Raw genomic sequence first — 18,730 nt, forward strand, 5'->3', positions numbered from 1 at the left:
TTTCTCCATATGTGGAGAAACGTTTCCCTTATTCCGTTCCTTTGGCAAATCCTTTTGACATGAATGGATAAAGCAAAATACCTACTAAGAACAGACCGATGCCAAGTCCAAATGTTTTCAAATCAGCTGTTCCTGAAATAATGACCCAAGCGGAATACCCCATCGCAACAAGCGCAATGATTCCGTCTCTTGTTCGCTTCCCTTTTTGAAGATCATACGTGTCACCTTGCATGATGACTTTAAAGCTATAGATCGAAGACACAATATACGGAATGAGATACGCAAGTGTCGCTGATGTCGTTAAAAAGGTAAAAGCTTCATTAATCGTACGAGACATCACTGAGAAAATAAACAGCTGTGACATGATATTTGTAACCGTTAAAGCAAAAACAGGACTGCCTTTTTTGTTTGTTTTTGCAAATACTGCCGGGAAATCGCCAGCCTTTGCTGCTTGGTATGGTACTTCTGAACCAAGTAAGATCCAGCCAAGCATCGAGCCAAATAAACAAATAATCGCAAGCAATGCCATCACAATTCCACCAGCCGGTCCAATAATAAGCTGAAGCACGTCAACGAATGGTTTATCTGAGCCTTGCAACTGATCGTGTGGCAGGACGCCCATTGTAATCAAAGTAATAATCATGTAGATAGAAAGTGCAATTAAAAGACCTGTAATCGTTGCACGTTTCACATCGCGCTGCGAGGACGCTCTTCCTGATAAAATGACAGCAGATTCGATGCCAATAAATGCCCATAGAGTGGAAATGGCCGCATGATGAATTTGGCCTCCAAGTCCGAGCATTCCTTCGCCTTCTGCTGCAACTGGGAAGTAATAATGTTCAAATAATGCCGTTTGGAATGCAAATAATCCCGCAACAATAAAAAGGACGAATCCAAGTACCTTTGAAAAGGTCGTAATAAAGTTTAATTTACTTGCAGCACTTAAGCTTGTAATTAAGATCGTATGTGTTCCCCAAAGAAGAATGGTACATACAATAAACGTTGTCAGCTGACCAAGTGTGATCGCTTCTTTACCAAAGGTGAAAATCTCCGTCTTCACTGTGAGAATTGGGAAAAATGTCGTTAAATAACCGGCAAGACTCGTAATAATCGCGACATTACTAATCCAGCTTGCTACCCAATATCCCCAAACCATTGTAAAACCGGCCGCTTTCCCCTTTTTCGGATCGTTAAAAAGTGCTCTTGCATAACTTTGTGGTCCTGCCGTTAGCTGCGGCTTATGAATGGACAAATGCCCAAAAACAAGTGCAATCATCAGCACACCGCCACCTGTGACAAGCCATGCCATCGTCACACCTAAAGGACTCGCATGCTGGGCAAGCGTACTTGGCAGCATAAAGATGCCTGAACCTACCATATTTCCGACGACAAAAGCCGTCAATAACCAAAAACCCCATTTTTTTGTCTGTTCCATTTCCGTACCTCCGTTATATTCACTTCGGACCAGACCCGGCAGTATCTTCATTGATATATTTGTGAAGCAATGACTTGTATTCTTTATGTTCCTCATGGGTCCACTTTCTTAACAGCATACCCTTATCTTCGGTACTCAGAACATAAAAAAAAGCCTGAACAACAGTCCATGCTTTTCAAAACATACACCTTGATCTCCGGATAGCCCTCCACGCTTCAAAGACGTGGCAGTCCTGCATTTATTCAATGCAGACCCAGCATAAAGAAAGTTGGAGCTCTCTCTACACTTCGGCGCTGATGCCTTTTTTCTCATGTTCTTCGATTCCATCTCTCCCATGAGTGACTCATCATCCGCGCAACCTCTACCTCACTGAGACATAGCGTGAGGATTTCTATTCATTTTTACTACACGAAGGTTATCAAACATTCTCACTTCTGTCAAAGGGAAAAACATAGAAAAAGGGCAGAGATCCTTTTCTCTGCCCTATACCTGTTTATTGATCGTTGTTTTTCTTCTTTTGTACAGCTTCCTGAAGCGGATCGCCTGCTAGCTCTTTGCTTGCTTCTTCTAACAGCTGATCTACTTGCTTGTGGTCTTTCTCGCTTTTCGCCTTTTTATCCTTTTGGAAAAATGACATCGCTGTTTCCTCCCTTTTCATAAAATGCGGTTGCCTGTTTAATTTGTGCTACAGTGCGCCGCATTATACAAAGTGGAAAGGCTCAATCATCATGAAAGGTCTGTCTCATTTTTTGCAGATACGTCAAATAGGTCTTTAAGTCTTCCTTTGTGAAGTCTGACATCATATGCTGAATCACCTTTCCGAAAAGACGTGTGTGCTTTTCATAAATCACCTGCCCTTTTTCGGTGGCTTCTAATCGGACGAGCGAGGGGTCGTCTTTGTCCCGTTCTCTCTGAATATAGCCCTGCTCACATAATTTATTGAGTGCAATGGAGGCTGCACCTGGGTTTAAAGAGAGTCTTTGTTTCAGCTCTTCGGCATGTGATACTTTGCCTTGTATCAAAATAGAAAGAGCATATATCTGCGGAGGCGTGATGTCTTTTTCTAACTCAAGTAACTTGCGGTTTAATTTACGGCTGACTTCATAATGTACAAGAACAATTTCTTTTAAAATGTCTGCATTACCCATCCGAATCGCATCCTTATCGTTAGTATCAACATGACTTCCCCCTTATTATAGAATGTTTTTCCAATCAGCCAACCCTTTTGCCCTCTTTTTCTTTAGAAATAAGTCTTGCTGAATGAATTCACCCTTGATATAGTGAGGACTTGAACAAAAAACAGAACAGGAGTACGCATCATGACAGGAAAAACACACATTATGGGCGGAATCGCCGCCTCAACAGCCGTCGCCTACTACTACGGATTCGACCCAGTCATCATGGCTGCAGCTGGATCAGCAGGTGCTTTGATCCCCGATCTTTGCCATACAAAAAGTAAAATCGGTAGAAAATTTCCGCTGCTCTCGGCACTGATCAGCAGCGTATTCGGTCATCGCACGTTCACTCACAGTTTATTATTTCTGCTGATCATTTATTTTCTTGCGACAACATACATTCCAAATGACAGCCTAAGTATCGGTTTACTAGTTGGAATGGCGAGCCACCTTATCCTTGATGCTGGAACAGTGAACGGCATTAAATTTTTATTTCCAGCTTCCATTAAAGTGCGTCTCCCCTTCTATGTCAAAACAGGCAGCACAGGAGAACAAGTCGTACTAGCTGCTCTCACTGTCGTCACCTGCTATTACATCGCCGTCATCTGCGGCATATCTATCCCCATCCAGTTCTAACAGAATAAAAAAGAGTTTTGCGAAAAAGATAAGATATGAATTGATCATTCCTCATTTTTTTAGTAGGTTTAAGATAAGTGTTTTTGCCTTGCAGCTGAATACAGAATGATGAGGAGATACATAAATGAAAGCGTTTTTCAAAAATCACTGGTTTTTAGTGTATTCCATCCTCTTCATGTGGATGAAAACATACATCATTTATCAACTAGGTTTTCACATACGAACGGCCAATCTGTTTCATGAATGGCTGCTTTTGATCAATCCACTTAGCTTTCTACTCCCTTTGTTTGGGATAGCTCTTTTTTTAAATGAAACCAAACAAAAGGTTTTTTTATTGACTGCAAATTTTATTCTTACGGCGATTCTTATATCGAATACGATCTTTTATGGTTTTTACATTGATTTCATTACCATTCCCGTGCTATTCCAAGCGAAGAACATGGGAGATATGGGCAGCAGTATGACGGAATTATTCCACCCGCTCTTTGTGCTGATGCTCGTTGATTTTGTCGTACTTGCTTGGCTGCTCAAGCGCAAACCATTAGCCCCAAAAGCGTCATACAAGACGATCAAAACATATTATGCGATCTGCTGCAGCTTCCTATTGTTTCATGTCAGCTCAGCTATGATGGATCACCCTCGATTTCTGACAAGCTCTTATGATCGTGAAGTCATTGTCAGAAACCTCGGGCTGTTCCAATTCCATCTTTACGACGGTGCTGCCCAAACGGCACGCATTGGACAAAAGGCTTTTGCAGATGAAGATACGCTTTCTACTGTAGCAAACTACACAAAGGCTGATTACAGCGCACCAAACGAAGAGTACTTCGGACTTGCTAAAGGCAAGAACGTTGTGTTCATTTCACTTGAATCGACGCAGCAATTTGTCATGAATCAAAAGGTAAATGGACAATATATCACTCCCTTTTTAAATCAATTGGCTAAAAAGAGTTTTTATTTTGATGAATTTTATCAGCAGACAGAACAGGGGAAGACGTCCGATTCAGAGTTTATTGTCGCGAATTCCCTATACCCTTCTAGCAGCGGCGCTGTCTTTTTCACAGCGAGTGATAATGAATATGATACGTTATACAAGCAGTTGAAAAAGGAAAACTATCAATCCGTCCAATTTCATGCGAATAATAAAACGTTTTGGAATCGTGATGTAATGTATAAATCTCTAGGAATTGATCGTTTTTATGATGTCGATTCATATCATGTCAATGAACGGAATTCCACTGGCTGGGGCTTAAAGGATATCGACTTCTTTGATCAATCCATTGATTATTTAAAAAAGTTGAAGCAGCCTTATTACAGTACGTTCATTACTTTGACCAATCATTTTCCATTTGAAATTGACCCGAAGGATCAGTTTATTGATGAATATGATTCGTCCAGTACCATTTTAAACCGCTATGTGACGACCGTCCGCTATCAAGATGAAGCGATTAAGTTGTTTTTTGACCGTATGAAAGAAGAAGGATTGTATGACAATACGATGTTTGTGCTCATGGGTGACCATTATGGCATCTCTGAGGCACATCATGAGGCAATGGCACAGCTGCTCGATCAAGAGGAAATCACACCGTTTGATGCGGTCAAACTGCAGCGTGTTCCGTTTTTGATTTACATTCCTGGTGTCACGGACCAAGCACCGCAGACGATTTCTGAAACAGCTGGTCAAATGGACGTCAAGCCGACACTTCTTCACTTACTAGGGATTGAAACGAAGGATTCCATTCAATTCGGCAATGATTTATTTTCAAATGAACGGACGCCTTTCGCTGTATTGAGAAACGGTAACTTTATTACAGATGATTATCTCTATACAAAGAACACCTGCTATGATCAAAAAACAAAAGAACCCGTGAAGCAGGATGAGGTATGTCAGCCTTATATCGAAAAAGCCAATAAAGAGCTCTCCTTATCAGACAAGGTGATCAATGGGAATTTGCTGCGTTTTTATCAGCAGTAAACAGGATAAAACGATCTCCTTAGTCGTCACGCTGAAAGTCGCCATTTGGCGGCTTTTTCTTTTCTCTTTTTATTGAAAGCCTATGAATGCTCAAATAAGTTTGCTTATAATAAAGGGAACTACATGATATTGAATGATAAGAGGTGTGAACATGAAGTATATATTCTTAGCCTTCATCTCCATATGTTTGCTTCTGAGTGGATGCCAAACAGAGATGAAGCCATCTAATTCGAATAAAAAAACAGAGCTTGTAATTTCAGCAGCGGCAAGTCTTCAGGATGCACTAAAGGAAATTGAAGCCTCCTTTCACAAACAGCATCCACATGTGACATTAACGAATAACTTCGGATCATCCGGCGCATTGAAGCAGCAAATCGCTCAAGGAGCAAAAGCGGATCTCTTTTTCTCAGCAGCTGAAGAGCCCTTCGATGAACTTGTTCAATCTGGAGACATTGACCGAGAATATATCAAGGACGCCATACAAAATGAGCTAGTCCTTATTGTGCCAAAAGATGGCTCTTCCTCTATTAAAAGCTTTCAAGACGTCCAGCACGTAAAAGGAAAGATCGCTCTTGGCACACCTGAATCGGTTCCTGCTGGTACATATGGCAAAGAGATTTTCACAAAACTGAATATATGGGATCAAGTGAAAAAGAATGCTGTCTATGCCAAAGATGTACGGCAAGTTTTAAGCTACGTTGAAACTGGAAATGTCGAAGCAGGTGTTGTGTATAAAACAGACGCCCTCGTTTCTAAAAAAGTAAAGATTGCAGCTGAAGCAAATTCGGACATGCACTCCCCGGTTATATATCCAGTAGGGATTGTCAAAGGGACAAATCATCTTACGGAAGCCAAAGCCTTTTTTCAATTTCTTCAATCTGATAAAGCCACATCCATTTTTAAGAAATACGGCTTTCAAGTGTCGTAATGCCTATGCTGACTGAAGACTTTCTATCACCCATTTGGCTGTCCGTGCAAGTGGCTATCGTCAGCGGGCTGTTGGCCACTGTCTTTGGCACAACGATTGGCTTCTGGATGGCGCGAACAACTTTTAAAGGGAAAATGATTGTGGAAACGCTCCTGATGATGCCGCTCGTTCTCCCGCCAACAGTCGTTGGCTTTTTATTGCTCGTCGTATTCGGAAAGCATAGTGTAATAGGGGGCGCGATTGAATGGATCTTCCATCAGCCGGTCATTTTCACATGGTGGGCGGCGGTTATTGCTTCGACAGTCGTGGCATTCCCGCTCATGTATCAATCAGCAAAGGCGGGCTTTTCTACAATTGAGTCAGATATTGAAGGGGCTGCAAAAGTAGATGGTGCTCATTCCTTCCAAGTCTTTGCCTATATCACCGTACCACTTGCCCTGCCTTCCCTCTTGTCAGGCAGCATCCTTAGCTTTGCAAGAGCCCTTGGAGAATTCGGGGCGACCTTAATGTTTGCCGGCAACATCCCAGGAAAAACCCAAACACTCCCAACCGCTATCTATGTGGCGATTGATTCTGGACGCATGGAGCTTGCTTGGGCATGGACGATCTGTATTGTGATCTTATCTTTTATTATGCTTTTGGCTGTGCGTAGAAGTAGTACGTAAAAAAATCCCCTTTCTCACGTGAGAAAGAGGATTTTTTCATTTATTCAAACCCAACCGTCATCGTCTCTGGATTCGAGCCGACACGCTCGTTATTGTTTAATGCATCGATTTTTTCCATGTCTTCCTTTGATAATTCGAAATCAAAAATATCTGCATTTTGTTTAATGCGTTCTTCGTTGATTGATTTTGGAATCGTCACGACACCGCTTTGCAGATCCCAGCGCAAGATGACCTGAGCAACAGATTTGTTGTAGCGTGCAGCCATGTCCTTTAATACGTCATGATCTAATAGCTTTCCTTGCATGAGCGGAGACCACGCTTCAATTTGAATGCCTTTTTCTTTTGCGTATTGACGTAGTTCGACAAGTGTCAGTTTCGGATGAAATTCAACTTGGTTCACGGCTGGAACAACCTCAGCATCTTTTAATAGCTCTTCTAAATGCTGAATGTAGAAGTTGCTGACGCCAATGGCTCTCACTTTCCCATCCTTGTAAAGCTTCTCAAGCGCACGCCATGTGTCTTTAAATGTTTCTGCATTTGGGCCAGGCCAATGAATCAAATAGAGATCTAAGTAATCAAGACCTAATCGATTCAAGCTTGCGTCAAATGCAGCCAGCGCTTTGTCATAGCCTTGATCCGTATTCCATACTTTAGACGTAATGAACAAATCTTCTCGTTTCACGCCAGATTCTTTAATTGCTTTGCCTACGCCTGTCTCATTTTTATAAACGGCAGCCGTATCAATACTGCGGTATCCGTTGCGTATGGCTGCTTTTACGGCATCTACCACTTGATTGCCGTCCTCCACTTTGAATACACCTAAACCAAACCAAGGCATTTCCACTCCGTTATTCAGTGTTACGGTATCATTCAAGCTTTTAACCATTTTAACAACCACCTTTTTCATAGATTCCATCTTTTTCATTATCTCACGTTGTCCATTAAAACTCTATTATCAGGCTTTTTTCTTCGCTTCGATGGCTAACAGCAAAGCACCTGTCATGCCGGCCTTGTCTTCAAGTCCAGGAGAGACAATATATGAATCAAGCGGCGGCAGGTCTACATAATCATTGAGATAAGCAGCAAGCTTCTCTCGAATTAGTGGAAACAGTTGTTTTTGCTTCATGACACCCCCGCCCATAATGATGCGCTCTGGGCTTAAAATAAGCGAGTACTGCATCAGCGCCTGCGCCAAATAGTCAGCTTCAAGTGCCCAAACTGATTCTTCCTCCGTAAGCTCTTTAGCAGATTTCCCCCATCTTTTCTCAATCGCTGGTCCAGCTGCCAGTCCTTCTAAACACGTCCCATGCGCTGGGCAGACTCCTTCAAATACGTCTGATTCATGCTGCCTGACAAGGATGTGCCCCATTTCTGGATGCGAATGACCGTGAAGAAGCTCGTTTTTTACAACAGCGCCAGCACCGATACCCGTACCGACCGTGATATACAAACAACTATTCAGCCCTTTGGCTGCTCCTTTTGTTAATTCACCTAAGGCTGCCGCATTTACATCTGTTGTAAAAGATACTGGGACTTCTAATTGCTTCTCTAGCTCTGGAATGAACGGGTAATGCTTCCACTCTACTTTCGGCGTGTTCATGATATAACCGTAAGAAGGGTCGTCCTTTTGGACACAAATCGGTCCAAAGGAGCCGACCCCTAATGCTTCAATGTCATGCTGCTCGAAAAATGGGATGAGCTTTTGTAATGTTTTTTCTGGGTGCTCTGTAGGAATTGTCATTTCTTCGAGAATGTCCCCGTGCTCATTGCCAATTGCACAACAAAACTTTGTACCGCCAGCTTCAATTGCTCCATAATACGCCATCATTGATCTCCCCCTGCTTGTTCTCTTTCTTCATCATAAAACATAGGGGAGAAGATCACAACATTACGTATTGGTCAGAAGAACAGCTTCCATATCATTGATATACTCCCTTAGATGATGGGCAATATCACGATTGATTTCACCATTTTCATACAAAGTTTGAATTTCATTTCGAATCGTCTGTACAGCTTGGAAGTTAAGCTCTTTTTTCTTCCGGTCAAACGAACGGTCTTTTTGCTGAAAGAAGCTTGGACCGTGTTCACATCGATAAATGACTTGGTTGTAAAAGCCAATCACTTGGTGACACGTTTGTTTATTTTCATCGGTCATATGCTGTTTGATCGAGTCCACAGCAGCCTCTGCCGTTTTCTTACGGATTTGCTTGTACGAGTCTTCGTTTTCTAAAATACCGCTGGAAACGAGCTGATTCGGTCGCCATAATTGAAGCCACTGAAGCAAGCGCAGGAACTTCACTTTTGAAAAACGAATTTTGAAGGAGTTTGAATACAGCATTTCCAGCTCATGAAATCTCTCCTGTAGCTCATAGGCTTCTTCTTTATCTAATTTCTCTTCATCAATTAATTGCTGAAGCTTCATTTGTTCTGCTTTAATTCCATGCAATCTAATTTTTCGTTCCTGTCTTCTCATCCCGAATTGGTACGGCTCACGCTGGATATTACGCAGCTTCATTCGGTAATCATTAATGAGTGCTATAGACACTTCCCTGTTGTCTTCATTCATTCCTTCTCTTAAGGTTTTAATGGCACTTCTCAGCAGCTTCCGTTTCGCATGCTGAACCTTTGTATCCAAATCCACGGCGATTTGTTTGTCTTTTTTCTCAGATAAAAGAGGCAATAATACACTAGCTAAAATGAGTGTACATAAAATGACGCCTGCTGCGAGGAAAATAATCAAATGCCGCTCGGGGAATGGTGATCCGTCCGCAAGCGTAAATGGGATTGAGAAGGCACCAGCTAAAGTGACAGCACCACGAACACCAGAGAATGTCATCAGCATCGAAGCACGCAGCTTCGGTTTTTTCACATTCTGCTTTTTCGTTACACTCCAGTTACCTGCCCAGAAGAGCCATACCCATAAGAATCTCAGGATCATGAGACATAGCGTGATGATTAAGATGTAACTGATGACCTGCATATTATTAAATGCTTCATCCTGGAAAATCACTGTCGATACATCAGGAATCTGCAATCCAAGAATAACGAAAACAAGTCCGTTTAATATAAATAAAATAATATTCCATGTGTTTGATGAAGCAATTTGCAGTTTGGCTAAATTTGCTTCCATTCGATCCTGCTCAATGGCATGTGTCACACCGCCAGCAACAACGGCTAAAATGCCGGATACACCAATTTCTTCAGCTGCTAAATAGATGACAAATGGTGTAAGGATTTGCAGAATGATATGCATCGTGACATCGTCCATTCCTAAACGGCGGAGAAAATAGCGAAAACGAATGATAAAAAAGGATAGAATAAATCCAGTCAATAGACCACCTGCGGCAATCAGGACAAAGCTAAAGGATGCCTCAGCAATTGAAAAAGCGCCAGTTACTGTTGCTGCAATGGCAAATTTAAAGGCGACAAGTCCTGATGCATCGTTCATCAATCCCTCGCCTTCCAGCAGTCTCATGATGCCCTTTGGCATGTTCACACGGCTGGAAAGAGCACTGACTGCTACCACATCTGTCGGTGATAAAATCGCTGCAAGCGCAAATGCGGCTGGAAGTGGTATGCTTGGGATCATCCAATGGATGGTATATCCTGCGACAATGACTGTCGCAAAGACTAACCCTAGGGCTAACAGAAGAATCGGCGCTCTTAATTTCCACAGCTCGTCCCTTGGGGTACGCTTCCCGTCATTAAATAACAGCGGCGCAATGAATAAAACGAAGAATAGTTCAGGATTTAAAGAAATATGTAAACCTGAAGGAAAAGCTGCCACCAGTATTCCTAAGCCCACTTGAATTAACGGGACTGGAATAAAGGGGACAAAACGATTGATAATATTAGATGATGCAATGAGTGCAAGTAGTACGAGCACTGCCAAAAAAATCTCCACTAGTACGTGTCCCTCCTATTTTAATTTTTTCGTCAAGTTTTGCTTACATGCAAAGATGTGTTCATTTCGAGTTGATTCATCCGTCCGATCATAGAAGCTTCTTTAGTATTCCGCAAAATGTGAAACCAACACATAACAATCCATCTAGGCAAAAAAAGGCTGAATCCAGATATTCAGCCAGCTGACAAAATTTTCATCATATGTATTGTTCCAATGATGAACAAAAAGACCCTGCTTTTATTTTACACGAAAACTCCATTACCTGCTGACATCCAGCTCGTTTCAAACACAAAAAAAGAGCGAAATCGCTCTTTTCTCGTTTTACCCTTTATTTAAAAAATAAGACCTAGCGGGAAGCCGCCATTTGAATAGGTAGGAACAAACCCTGCATACGACGAGGATGAGAAACAGCAAATACAAAGCAATCTCTCCTTGTGCTAAACCGAGTCCTACGAGTAAGCCGCCAAGTGCTGCCCAGACTGCGTAAATCTCCGCTTTTAGCACAAGTGGCTTTCGCCCTGCCAATAAATCACGCACAATTCCGCCACCGCTTCCAGTCAGAATGGCTGCCACAATGACCGCACTGAGCGGAAGCTCTCTTTGCACAGCAAATAATGCACCTTGAATCGCAAACGCTGCTAAGCCAATCGCATCCGAGAAATTCCCCCATGTGCTCCAGTGCTTGAGCAAAAGCTTTGGAAAAAGAAACACAATCGTAATGGATACAAGAGCAATGGTAAACATCTTGCCCTGTGACCATAAAGCAGACACCGGAAGACCGATTAATAGATTCCGAATCGCTCCACCGCCAAATGCTGTCACAATCCCTAAAATGTACACACCAAGAATATCGTACTCTTCCTCCATTGCCACTATCGCACCACTAATCGCGAATGCGATAATACCAATGATACTTAAGACTTCCCATGCCATTTTCCGCTTATCTCCTTACATGATCTGATCATCTAACACTACTCCCTTAATGTATATCTGACATAAGCGAAAAGCAATACAAATTTTCTTTAAATTTTATCTTTTTGCAAAAATAAAAAATAGCCCGCTAAAAAGCAGGCTATCTCTCAATCTTCTCTTGCATTTAACAGCAGCATACTGATGATAATCAGAATAAATGCAATAAGTGCTAATAGCGGAATGGTGATAAAACCAAACCAGTTCAAATAATCAACAGAACAAGGAATGCCGCTGAGGCAAGGGCGAATCGACGCAAAGCCTGGGATCTTTTGTTCCATATAATGATAGATGGAAAAGCCAGCACCGATTACAGCTAAAGGCAGTACGTAATACTTCACTTTGACATCACCCCGGAACGTAGCAATTCCAAGTAAAAGCACGAGCGGGTACATGAAAATACGCTGGAACCAGCACATATCGCATGGAATAAACTTTTTGATTTCACTTAAATACAGGCTGCTCATCGTCGCAACGATCGAGACAATCCAAGCACTGTACAAGTAAATAAGCTTATTCTTCATGATTTCTTCCCTTTAAGCTCTTGATCAATTAATTCTTTGATTTCATCATAGTCATAGAAGTTTTGGACTTGTTTATTGTTAATGAAAATCGTTGGTGTTGAATTCACTTTGTATTTGTTCACAAGCTGATCGTCTGTGTTCAGCTGCGGCTGATACGTTTTCTTTGATAGGTTATCTTTGAGTTTGTCCGTATCAATTTTTGTTGTCTTTTTCGCTAATTCAGTCAGCTTAGCAGGCGTAACCCATTCTGCTTCACTATCTGGCTGTGCTTGATAGACAGCTTCATGGAATGCCCAGAAGTTTTTTGGATCTTCTTTCCATACTTCTTCAGAAGCTAGTGCTGCTAACACTGCGCCATCTCCATGAACAGGCAGTGGCAAGTTAATAAATGAAAATGATACATCGCCTTTATCTATGTAGTCTGCTTTCAGTTTTGGGAAAATGTCTGTTTCGAATGATTTACATGACGGACATTTGTAGTCCCCAAACTCGACAATTTGCACCGCTGCATCTTTGTCTCCTATGACAGGCTGTCCTTTAATCGAAGGCTTACTGTCAACTGTTTGTGCTTCTTGGCTGTTCTTGTTTCCAATCACAACAAATATACCGATGAGAAGAGCTGCGATGATGGTTAAAATGACAGCAAATTTAATGGATGAAGATTGATTATTTTTCTTACTCACATAAGCACCTACCTTATCTTTTTCATTCCTTTTAAAAAAGAAAAAGGATAATAGCTTAGAAAAATGCCATTATCCAACTTCTTCTATTTTAACAAGAGGGGGTCCATTATGAAAGATGGTATTCATGAAATTTTCCTTACAATTTTATTTCATGACCCTCATCGCATTTAAAACAGCGAGTACGGTGACACCGACATCCGAGAAGACGGCTTCCCACATCGTCGCAATTCCGAATGCTCCGAGTAATAGGAAAACGCCTTTGACACCAAGGGCGAATGCGATATTCTGCCAGACAATCCTTCTTGTTCGTTTTGCGACAGCGATGGCTTCTGCTACCTTTGATGGCTGGTCCGTCATGATGACGATATCAGCCGCTTCGACAGCTGCATCTGAACCAAGCCCGCCCATTGCAATTCCTATGTCCGCTCTTGCTAATACCGGTGTATCATTAATGCCGTCCCCAACAAATAATAGCTTTTCTTGAGGCGCTTTTTTCTGATCAATTTCTTCTAATTTCGTTACTTTGTCCTGCGGTAATAATTCTGCATGTACTTCATCAATGCCAATTTGCTTAGCGACCGCCGTTCCGACTTGCTTAGCATCACCAGTGAGCATGACGGTTTGAATACCAGACGCCTTTAGAGCAGAAACGGCTTCGATTGCATCGTCCTTTAATTCATCTGCGATCAAGATTGATCCGGCAAACTCACCGTTAATTGCCATGTACACAACGGTTCCGCTTCTTTTTTCTTTTTCATACGCAATGTCTTCTCGCTCCATCAAGCGATGATTTCCCGCTAAGACGTGAGATCCGCTGATGGTCGCTTTAATTCCATGTCCCGCGATATCCTCATATGCTTCGATCTGGCTTTCATCAAGCGGTGAGCTATATGCCGCTTTAATCGATTCTGCAATAGGGTGAGAGGAATGGGCTTCTGCTAGTGCTGCAAAAGAAAGCAGCTCTTCTTCTGACCACCTGTCACTGACTGTGGCAATATTGGTCACTGTAAAGTTTCCTTTTGTAAGCGTGCCCGTCTTATCAAATACCGCATATTTCACAGAATTCAATGCTTCTAAATAGTTACTGCCTTTGACAAGGATGCCTCGTTTAGACGCTGCCCCAATTCCCCCGAAAAACCCTAATGGAATGGATACAACAAGAGCACAAGGACAAGAGATCACGAGAAAGACAAGCGCCCGGTACACCCAGTCAGACAATTGTGCTGATGGAATAAGAAGCGGCGGCACAAAGGCAAGCAATAAGGCGAGCACGACGACAGCCGGTGTATAATATTTTGCAAACTTTGTGATGAAATTTTCTGTCTGTGCTTTTCGGCTGCTTGCATTCTCAACCAAATCTAAAATTTTCGTCACTGCCGATTCGCTTAACTCTTTTTGGACTTCAATTTCAAGTATACCGTTTTGATTCACAAATCCTGCAAGAACTTCTTTTCCCGCTTCTACATCCCGCGGCACCGATTCCCCTGTTAATGCGGATGTATCAACAAGCGAGAAGCCCTCAATAACGAGCCCATCCAGCGGAATTTTTTCACCAGGCTTCACGACAATACGGTCACCGGCTTTTACTTCTTCTGGATTCACTTTTTTCGTTTCATTTCCGACTTTTAGATTCGCGTATTCTGGACGTATATTCATTAATTCACTAATTGAACGTCTTGAACGATTCACTGCCGCCCCTTGGAAGAGCTCTCCAATTTGGTAAAAGAGCATCACTGCCAGTGCCTCTGGATATTGCTGAATCACAAAAGCGCCAACTGTTGCAATGGTCATTAAAAAGTTCTCATCAAATACTTGGCCTCGCACGATATTTTTCAGCGCCTTAAAAACCACATCACCGCCGACTAGTAAATATGCTGCGAAGAACATAAGGAACTTTAATACACCATCTTCAGGTATAAAGAAAGCGGCTGTTCCAATGACTGCACCGCCAATTAATTTCAGCACAATCGTTTTTAAATTTTTTGTCCCATGATCATGATCGTGATGATGTCCTTCTTCTTTCGGTGATACACTCACATGAGGTTCAATGGACTGAACAGTTTTTTCAATACGCTTTGTCATCGTTTCTTGCTTATCTGCATGCGTCACAGTCAAGGTGCCTGTCGCAAAGTTAACAGAGCAAGCTTCCACTCCATCCATTTTGCTGACACCTGTTTCTATTTTACGTGCACAGTTGCCGCAATCAAGACCGCTTAATACGTATTCATCCTTCATCTTTTTCATGTTCTCACCTTTTTCTATATGATAAGTAACGTTCCCTGGATCGATTCAACCTATTAAAAATTAAAAACTTTATATATGAGCATATATTCATATATTGGATTACCCTTATTATATGAGGATTTCTTATCTTCTGTCAATCATTTATGAAGAAATAATTGGTTTTTTGTGTCCCATTCTGTCACACGGATTTTCAATAAACCAAGCTCATGCCCTCCGCTCACCGCATAACATAAAAACGATCGTTTGATCTCTAACAGAATAAGTGCAGTTTTTTCTCTTTACAAAAGAAGGACAGACGCTTAGAATGAAATAAAAGTTTCCTCAAGGAAACAAATTAGCGTTAGAGAATCATTTCATCCTTTAGTCAAAATTATTTAATGTATGCATATATCTTTAGGAAGTGCAATGATGATCGAAAGGGGCCGCAAGAGATGCCAAATGCTTTAACAATCGACCGTCTTCATGTGTCATATCACGGGCAGGATGCTTTAGAGAACATCTCTCTTTCCATACAGGAAGGAACGATGACAGGAATCATAGGTCCAAATGGTGCCGGTAAATCGACTTTACTCAAGGCATGCTTGGATTTAATTGAAAAAGATCAAGGGGATATTCGCTTTTTTGAACAGCCCTTTAAACAAGTTAGAAAACAGATCGCCTATGTACCTCAGAGAAATGATCTAGACTGGACGTTTCCTATTCATGTGCTGGATACCGTCCTACTTGGAACATATCCGAAGCTTGGCCTGATCAAACGTCCGAAAAAAGAAGACCGGGCATATGCGTACCACTGTTTAGAAAAAGTCGGCATGCAGGACTTTGCCAAAAGACAAATTGGTGAGTTATCCGGCGGTCAGCAGCAGCGTGTCTTCCTTGCAAGAGCACTTGCGCAAAACGCACAGCTCTTCTGTTTGGATGAACCATTTGTTGGAATTGATATGGCAAGTGAAGAAACAATGGTTCGCATTTTGAAGGAATTACGTGATGAAGGAAAAACCATTTTGGTGGTCCATCATGATTTAAGTAAAGCCGATGATTACTTCAGCCATCTCGTTCTGTTAAATAAAAAACTCATCAAAGCTGGACCTGTACACGATATCCTTCGCCCAGAGGTCATGCTGGAGGCATATGAAACGCAGCTACCATTCTTAAAATCAGCAGGAGGAGACGTGTAATGGAATTTTTAACTGGACTCTTTGAATATGCGTTTTTACAAAAAGCATTATTTACATCCGTGATGGTAGGCATTATTTGCGGGGTCATTGGCTGCTTTATCATTTTACGGGGCATGGCCTTGATGGGAGACGCCATATCGCATGCTGTGCTGCCAGGTGTCGCCATCTCTTATATGCTGGGAATTAACTTTTTCTTCGGAGCCGTCTTAACTGGCGTATTAACAGCGATTGGGATCGGATATGTGAGTCAAAACAGCCGCATTAAAAATGACTCTGCCATCGGTATTGTCTTCACCGCTTTTTTCTCAATCGGAATTATTTTGATCACATTTTTGAAAAGTTCCAGTGATTTATATCATATCTTGTTTGGAAACGTTCTAGCTGTTCGTTCATCTGATATGTGGATTACGCTTGGCATCGGCATTTTTATCCTGCTGGCCGTCATCATTTTCTACAAAGAATTGCTCATTAGTTCATTTGATCCGGTGATTTCTTCGGTTTACGGTTTACCGAATCGAATGATCCATTATTTTCTCATGACCTTGTTGACCCTTGTGACCGTTGCTTCACTACAAACTGTTGGGATTATTCTTGTCGTTGCCATGCTTATTACGCCGGCAGCCACTGCGTATCTCTTAACAGACCGGCTATGGATTATGATTTATTTATCTGCATTTTTCGGGGCCGTTTCTGCCGTTGCCGGTCTTGGGCTTAGTTTTACGTATAACTTGTCGTCTGGCGCTTCTATCGTGCTAGTTGCGACCATTTTATTCGGGAGTGCCTTTATCCTTTCACCAAAGCAAGGAATTCTATGGAGATCATTAAGATCTAAACGAAAACGAACGCAGCTAAAAAAGGAAGCGTCTATGTAAAAGGAGGACATATATGAAGAAGGTATTTGCAATCCGTTTGACCGCAGTATTCATTGCCCTTATGGTCATCACAGGCTGTTCTACAAAACAAAATAATTCCGGCAAAGATGACGGCACATTAAAAGTCGTCACGACCTACTCCATTCTTTATGACATTGTGAAGGAAGTAGGCGGAGAGCATGTCTCTATTCACAGCATTGTTCCCATTGGTACAGACCCACATGAATTTGACCCACTGCCAAAGGATGTTCAGCATACAACGGATGCAGACCTTGTTCTATATAATGGCTTAAACCTTGAAACAGGGAATGGCTGGTTTCAAAAGCTGCTCGAATCGAGTGGCAAGGACGGGGATGATGCACCTGTAGCCGAAATGAGTAAAGGCGTCAAAGTAAAACATTTATCTTCAAAAGGCCTCGAAAGCCAGCAGGACCCCCATGCCTGGCTAAATGTCGAAAATGGGATTCTGTATGCTAAAAATGCCAGAGATGCACTTATTAAAGCGGACCCTGAGCATCAAGAGGATTACGAAAAAAATGCAGAAGACTATATCAAAAAGCTTCAAGCGCTTCATGATGAAGCAAAAGATAAGTTCGACCAGCTGCCGAAAGACAAAAAGCGTCTTGTGACAAGTGAGGGAGCCTTCAAGTATTTTGCAGATGCCTATGGACTAAAGGCAGGCTACATTTGGGAGATCAACACAGAGAATGAAGGAACACCTGGACAAATGAAGCGCATCATTCATTTCGTCAAAGATCATCAAGTGCCTGCGCTCTTTCTTGAAACAAGTGTCGATCCACGCAGCCTTGAAAGCCTATCTGAAGAAACTGGTGTTCCGATTAAAGGAAAAGTATTTACTGACTCCATTGGAAAGAAAGGTGAAGATGGGGACAGCTACTATAAGATGATGAAATGGAATATTGACACCATTTACAAAGGGCTTTCATCATAAGAAAAGACAGGCGGAGTGAGTTCGCCTGTCTTTTTTATTAGCTGGCTATATTTTGCGGGTGTTTTTTCGGCCAGATCACATAGCTGATGCTAATGACGAAATCAATGGCTAAGACCATTCCCCATACTCTCGCTAGCTGCATCAGTGCTTCCGTTCGTTCTGGTGCTTGGATGAGATAAGATAACCCAAATAGTAGACCGGCTCCGATGACATAAGAGACGAGATGCCGCGTCCAGCCGACTATTTCATATACAGACCGTTCCTTCCCGTACTTTGGTCTTCCCTTCGGCTTAGGGCCTCCTGCAAATCGATAAGCAAACCGGACATCTGCCCATTTCACCATTTGATGTCCAAAAGCGAGACTCACCCCAATATAAACAGCTGCGAGCCCGTGAATGACACTTGCCACAGCCCCCTCTCTTAAATCCATATAAGTCGCTGCAAGAAGTATGAGATCCAAAATCGGTGTACAAATGAGGAAGAAGGCGCCCCACTTTTTCTGTCTAAACACATAACGAAGTGTTAACCCCACCAGAATAAACAGCCAAAAGCCAATTTCACATGCCACAATCAATAACCCGATCAATATTCAC

18 protein-coding genes and 1 riboswitch are annotated in these 18,730 nt (G+C 42.1%); of the genes, 7 read left to right on the forward strand and 11 right to left on the reverse strand.

Annotated elements, in window-relative coordinates:
• Nucleotides 1–28: 28 nt before the first annotated feature.
• From QRN39_RS12120 to QRN39_RS12130, 3 genes are all read right to left on the reverse strand, one after another.
• Nucleotides 29–1,435 (reverse strand): amino acid permease, encoded by a 1,407-nt coding sequence (locus QRN39_RS12120; protein WP_050944120.1) that lies wholly within the window; start codon nt 1,433–1,435, stop codon nt 29–31.
• Nucleotides 1,436–1,628: 193 nt separating this feature from the next.
• Nucleotides 1,629–1,807, reverse strand: a riboswitch (Lysine riboswitch).
• Between the two features lie 121 nt (nt 1,808–1,928).
• The gene (gene sspJ / locus QRN39_RS12125; protein ID WP_003213383.1) at nt 1,929–2,072 is read right to left on the reverse strand and encodes a small acid-soluble spore protein SspJ; all 144 of its coding nucleotides are present in this window, start codon (nt 2,070–2,072) and stop codon (nt 1,929–1,931) included.
• Between the two features lie 82 nt (nt 2,073–2,154).
• Nucleotides 2,155–2,583: a MarR family winged helix-turn-helix transcriptional regulator gene (locus tag QRN39_RS12130; protein WP_003213061.1), complete on the reverse strand. Its 429-nt coding sequence runs from the start codon at nt 2,581–2,583 to the stop codon at nt 2,155–2,157.
• 171 nt (nt 2,584–2,754) lie between these two features.
• On the opposite strand from QRN39_RS12130, the gene QRN39_RS12135 reads away from it, so the two are divergent.
• The 4 genes from QRN39_RS12135 (at nt 2,755) to modB (ending at nt 6,814) form a co-directional block, all read left to right on the forward strand.
• Nucleotides 2,755–3,246, forward strand: a complete 492-nt coding sequence (locus QRN39_RS12135) for a metal-dependent hydrolase (RefSeq protein ID WP_050944121.1) — start codon at nt 2,755–2,757, stop codon at nt 3,244–3,246.
• A gap of 124 nt (nt 3,247–3,370) precedes the next feature.
• Nucleotides 3,371–5,221 (forward strand): LTA synthase family protein, encoded by a 1,851-nt coding sequence (locus QRN39_RS12140; RefSeq protein WP_284907329.1) that lies wholly within the window; start codon nt 3,371–3,373, stop codon nt 5,219–5,221.
• Nucleotides 5,222–5,372: 151 nt separating this feature from the next.
• On the forward strand, nt 5,373–6,149 hold the full coding sequence (gene modA, locus QRN39_RS12145) for a molybdate ABC transporter substrate-binding protein (RefSeq protein WP_034620123.1): 777 nt from the start codon (nt 5,373–5,375) through the stop codon (nt 6,147–6,149).
• Entirely contained in the window at nt 6,149–6,814 is a 666-nt protein-coding gene (gene modB / locus QRN39_RS12150; RefSeq protein WP_212045537.1) for a molybdate ABC transporter permease subunit, read from the forward strand. Before modA ends, modB begins: the two co-directional genes overlap by 1 nt.
• A 40-nt stretch (nt 6,815–6,854) precedes the next feature.
• Here modB and QRN39_RS12155 read toward each other — a convergent pair whose 3' ends face one another.
• From QRN39_RS12155 to QRN39_RS12185, 7 genes are all read right to left on the reverse strand, one after another.
• Nucleotides 6,855–7,700 (reverse strand): aldo/keto reductase, encoded by an 846-nt coding sequence (locus QRN39_RS12155; protein ID WP_012011253.1) that lies wholly within the window; start codon nt 7,698–7,700, stop codon nt 6,855–6,857.
• A 69-nt stretch (nt 7,701–7,769) separates the two neighbouring features.
• Entirely contained in the window at nt 7,770–8,639 is an 870-nt protein-coding gene (locus tag QRN39_RS12160) for an ROK family protein (protein WP_284907330.1), read from the reverse strand.
• Nucleotides 8,640–8,702: 63 nt separating this feature from the next.
• Nucleotides 8,703–10,718, reverse strand: a complete 2,016-nt coding sequence (locus QRN39_RS12165) for a Na+/H+ antiporter (RefSeq protein WP_284907331.1) — start codon at nt 10,716–10,718, stop codon at nt 8,703–8,705.
• Nucleotides 10,719–11,039: 321 nt separating this feature from the next.
• The gene (locus tag QRN39_RS12170) at nt 11,040–11,651 is read right to left on the reverse strand and encodes a trimeric intracellular cation channel family protein (protein ID WP_003212961.1); all 612 of its coding nucleotides are present in this window, start codon (nt 11,649–11,651) and stop codon (nt 11,040–11,042) included.
• Between the two features lie 146 nt (nt 11,652–11,797).
• Entirely contained in the window at nt 11,798–12,211 is a 414-nt protein-coding gene (locus QRN39_RS12175; RefSeq protein ID WP_284907332.1) for a disulfide oxidoreductase, read from the reverse strand.
• Nucleotides 12,208–12,894 (reverse strand): DsbA family protein, encoded by a 687-nt coding sequence (locus QRN39_RS12180; RefSeq protein WP_050944130.1) that lies wholly within the window; start codon nt 12,892–12,894, stop codon nt 12,208–12,210. The genes QRN39_RS12175 and QRN39_RS12180 overlap by 4 nt, the downstream gene beginning before the upstream one ends.
• Before the next feature lie 144 nt (nt 12,895–13,038).
• Nucleotides 13,039–15,138 (reverse strand): heavy metal translocating P-type ATPase, encoded by a 2,100-nt coding sequence (locus QRN39_RS12185; protein WP_284907333.1) that lies wholly within the window; start codon nt 15,136–15,138, stop codon nt 13,039–13,041.
• A 431-nt stretch (nt 15,139–15,569) separates the two neighbouring features.
• On the opposite strand from QRN39_RS12185, the gene QRN39_RS12190 reads away from it, so the two are divergent.
• Genes QRN39_RS12190 through QRN39_RS12200 form a run of 3 tightly spaced genes read left to right on the forward strand, consistent with a single transcriptional unit; the run spans nt 15,570 to nt 18,137 of the window.
• A complete protein-coding gene (locus tag QRN39_RS12190) occupies nt 15,570–16,313 on the forward strand; it encodes a metal ABC transporter ATP-binding protein (RefSeq protein ID WP_012011260.1) in 744 nt (247 codons plus the stop codon).
• A complete protein-coding gene (locus QRN39_RS12195) occupies nt 16,313–17,185 on the forward strand; it encodes a metal ABC transporter permease (RefSeq protein ID WP_003212785.1) in 873 nt (290 codons plus the stop codon). The genes QRN39_RS12190 and QRN39_RS12195 overlap by 1 nt, the downstream gene beginning before the upstream one ends.
• Nucleotides 17,186–17,198: 13 nt before the next feature.
• Nucleotides 17,199–18,137 carry a metal ABC transporter substrate-binding protein gene (locus tag QRN39_RS12200; protein ID WP_137054401.1) on the forward strand — a complete coding sequence of 313 codons (939 nt, stop codon included), beginning with the start codon at nt 17,199–17,201 and terminating at the stop codon, nt 18,135–18,137.
• 37 nt (nt 18,138–18,174) lie between these two features.
• Here QRN39_RS12200 and QRN39_RS12205 read toward each other — a convergent pair whose 3' ends face one another.
• Entirely contained in the window at nt 18,175–18,723 is a 549-nt protein-coding gene (locus QRN39_RS12205; protein ID WP_003213116.1) for a hypothetical protein, read from the reverse strand.
• Nucleotides 18,724–18,730 lie beyond the last annotated feature (7 nt).

This window comes from Bacillus sp. lyk4-R2A-2, from assembly GCF_030209735.1.
In the GTDB taxonomy this organism is placed as follows: Bacteria; Bacillota; Bacilli; order Bacillales; family Bacillaceae; genus Bacillus; species Bacillus pumilus.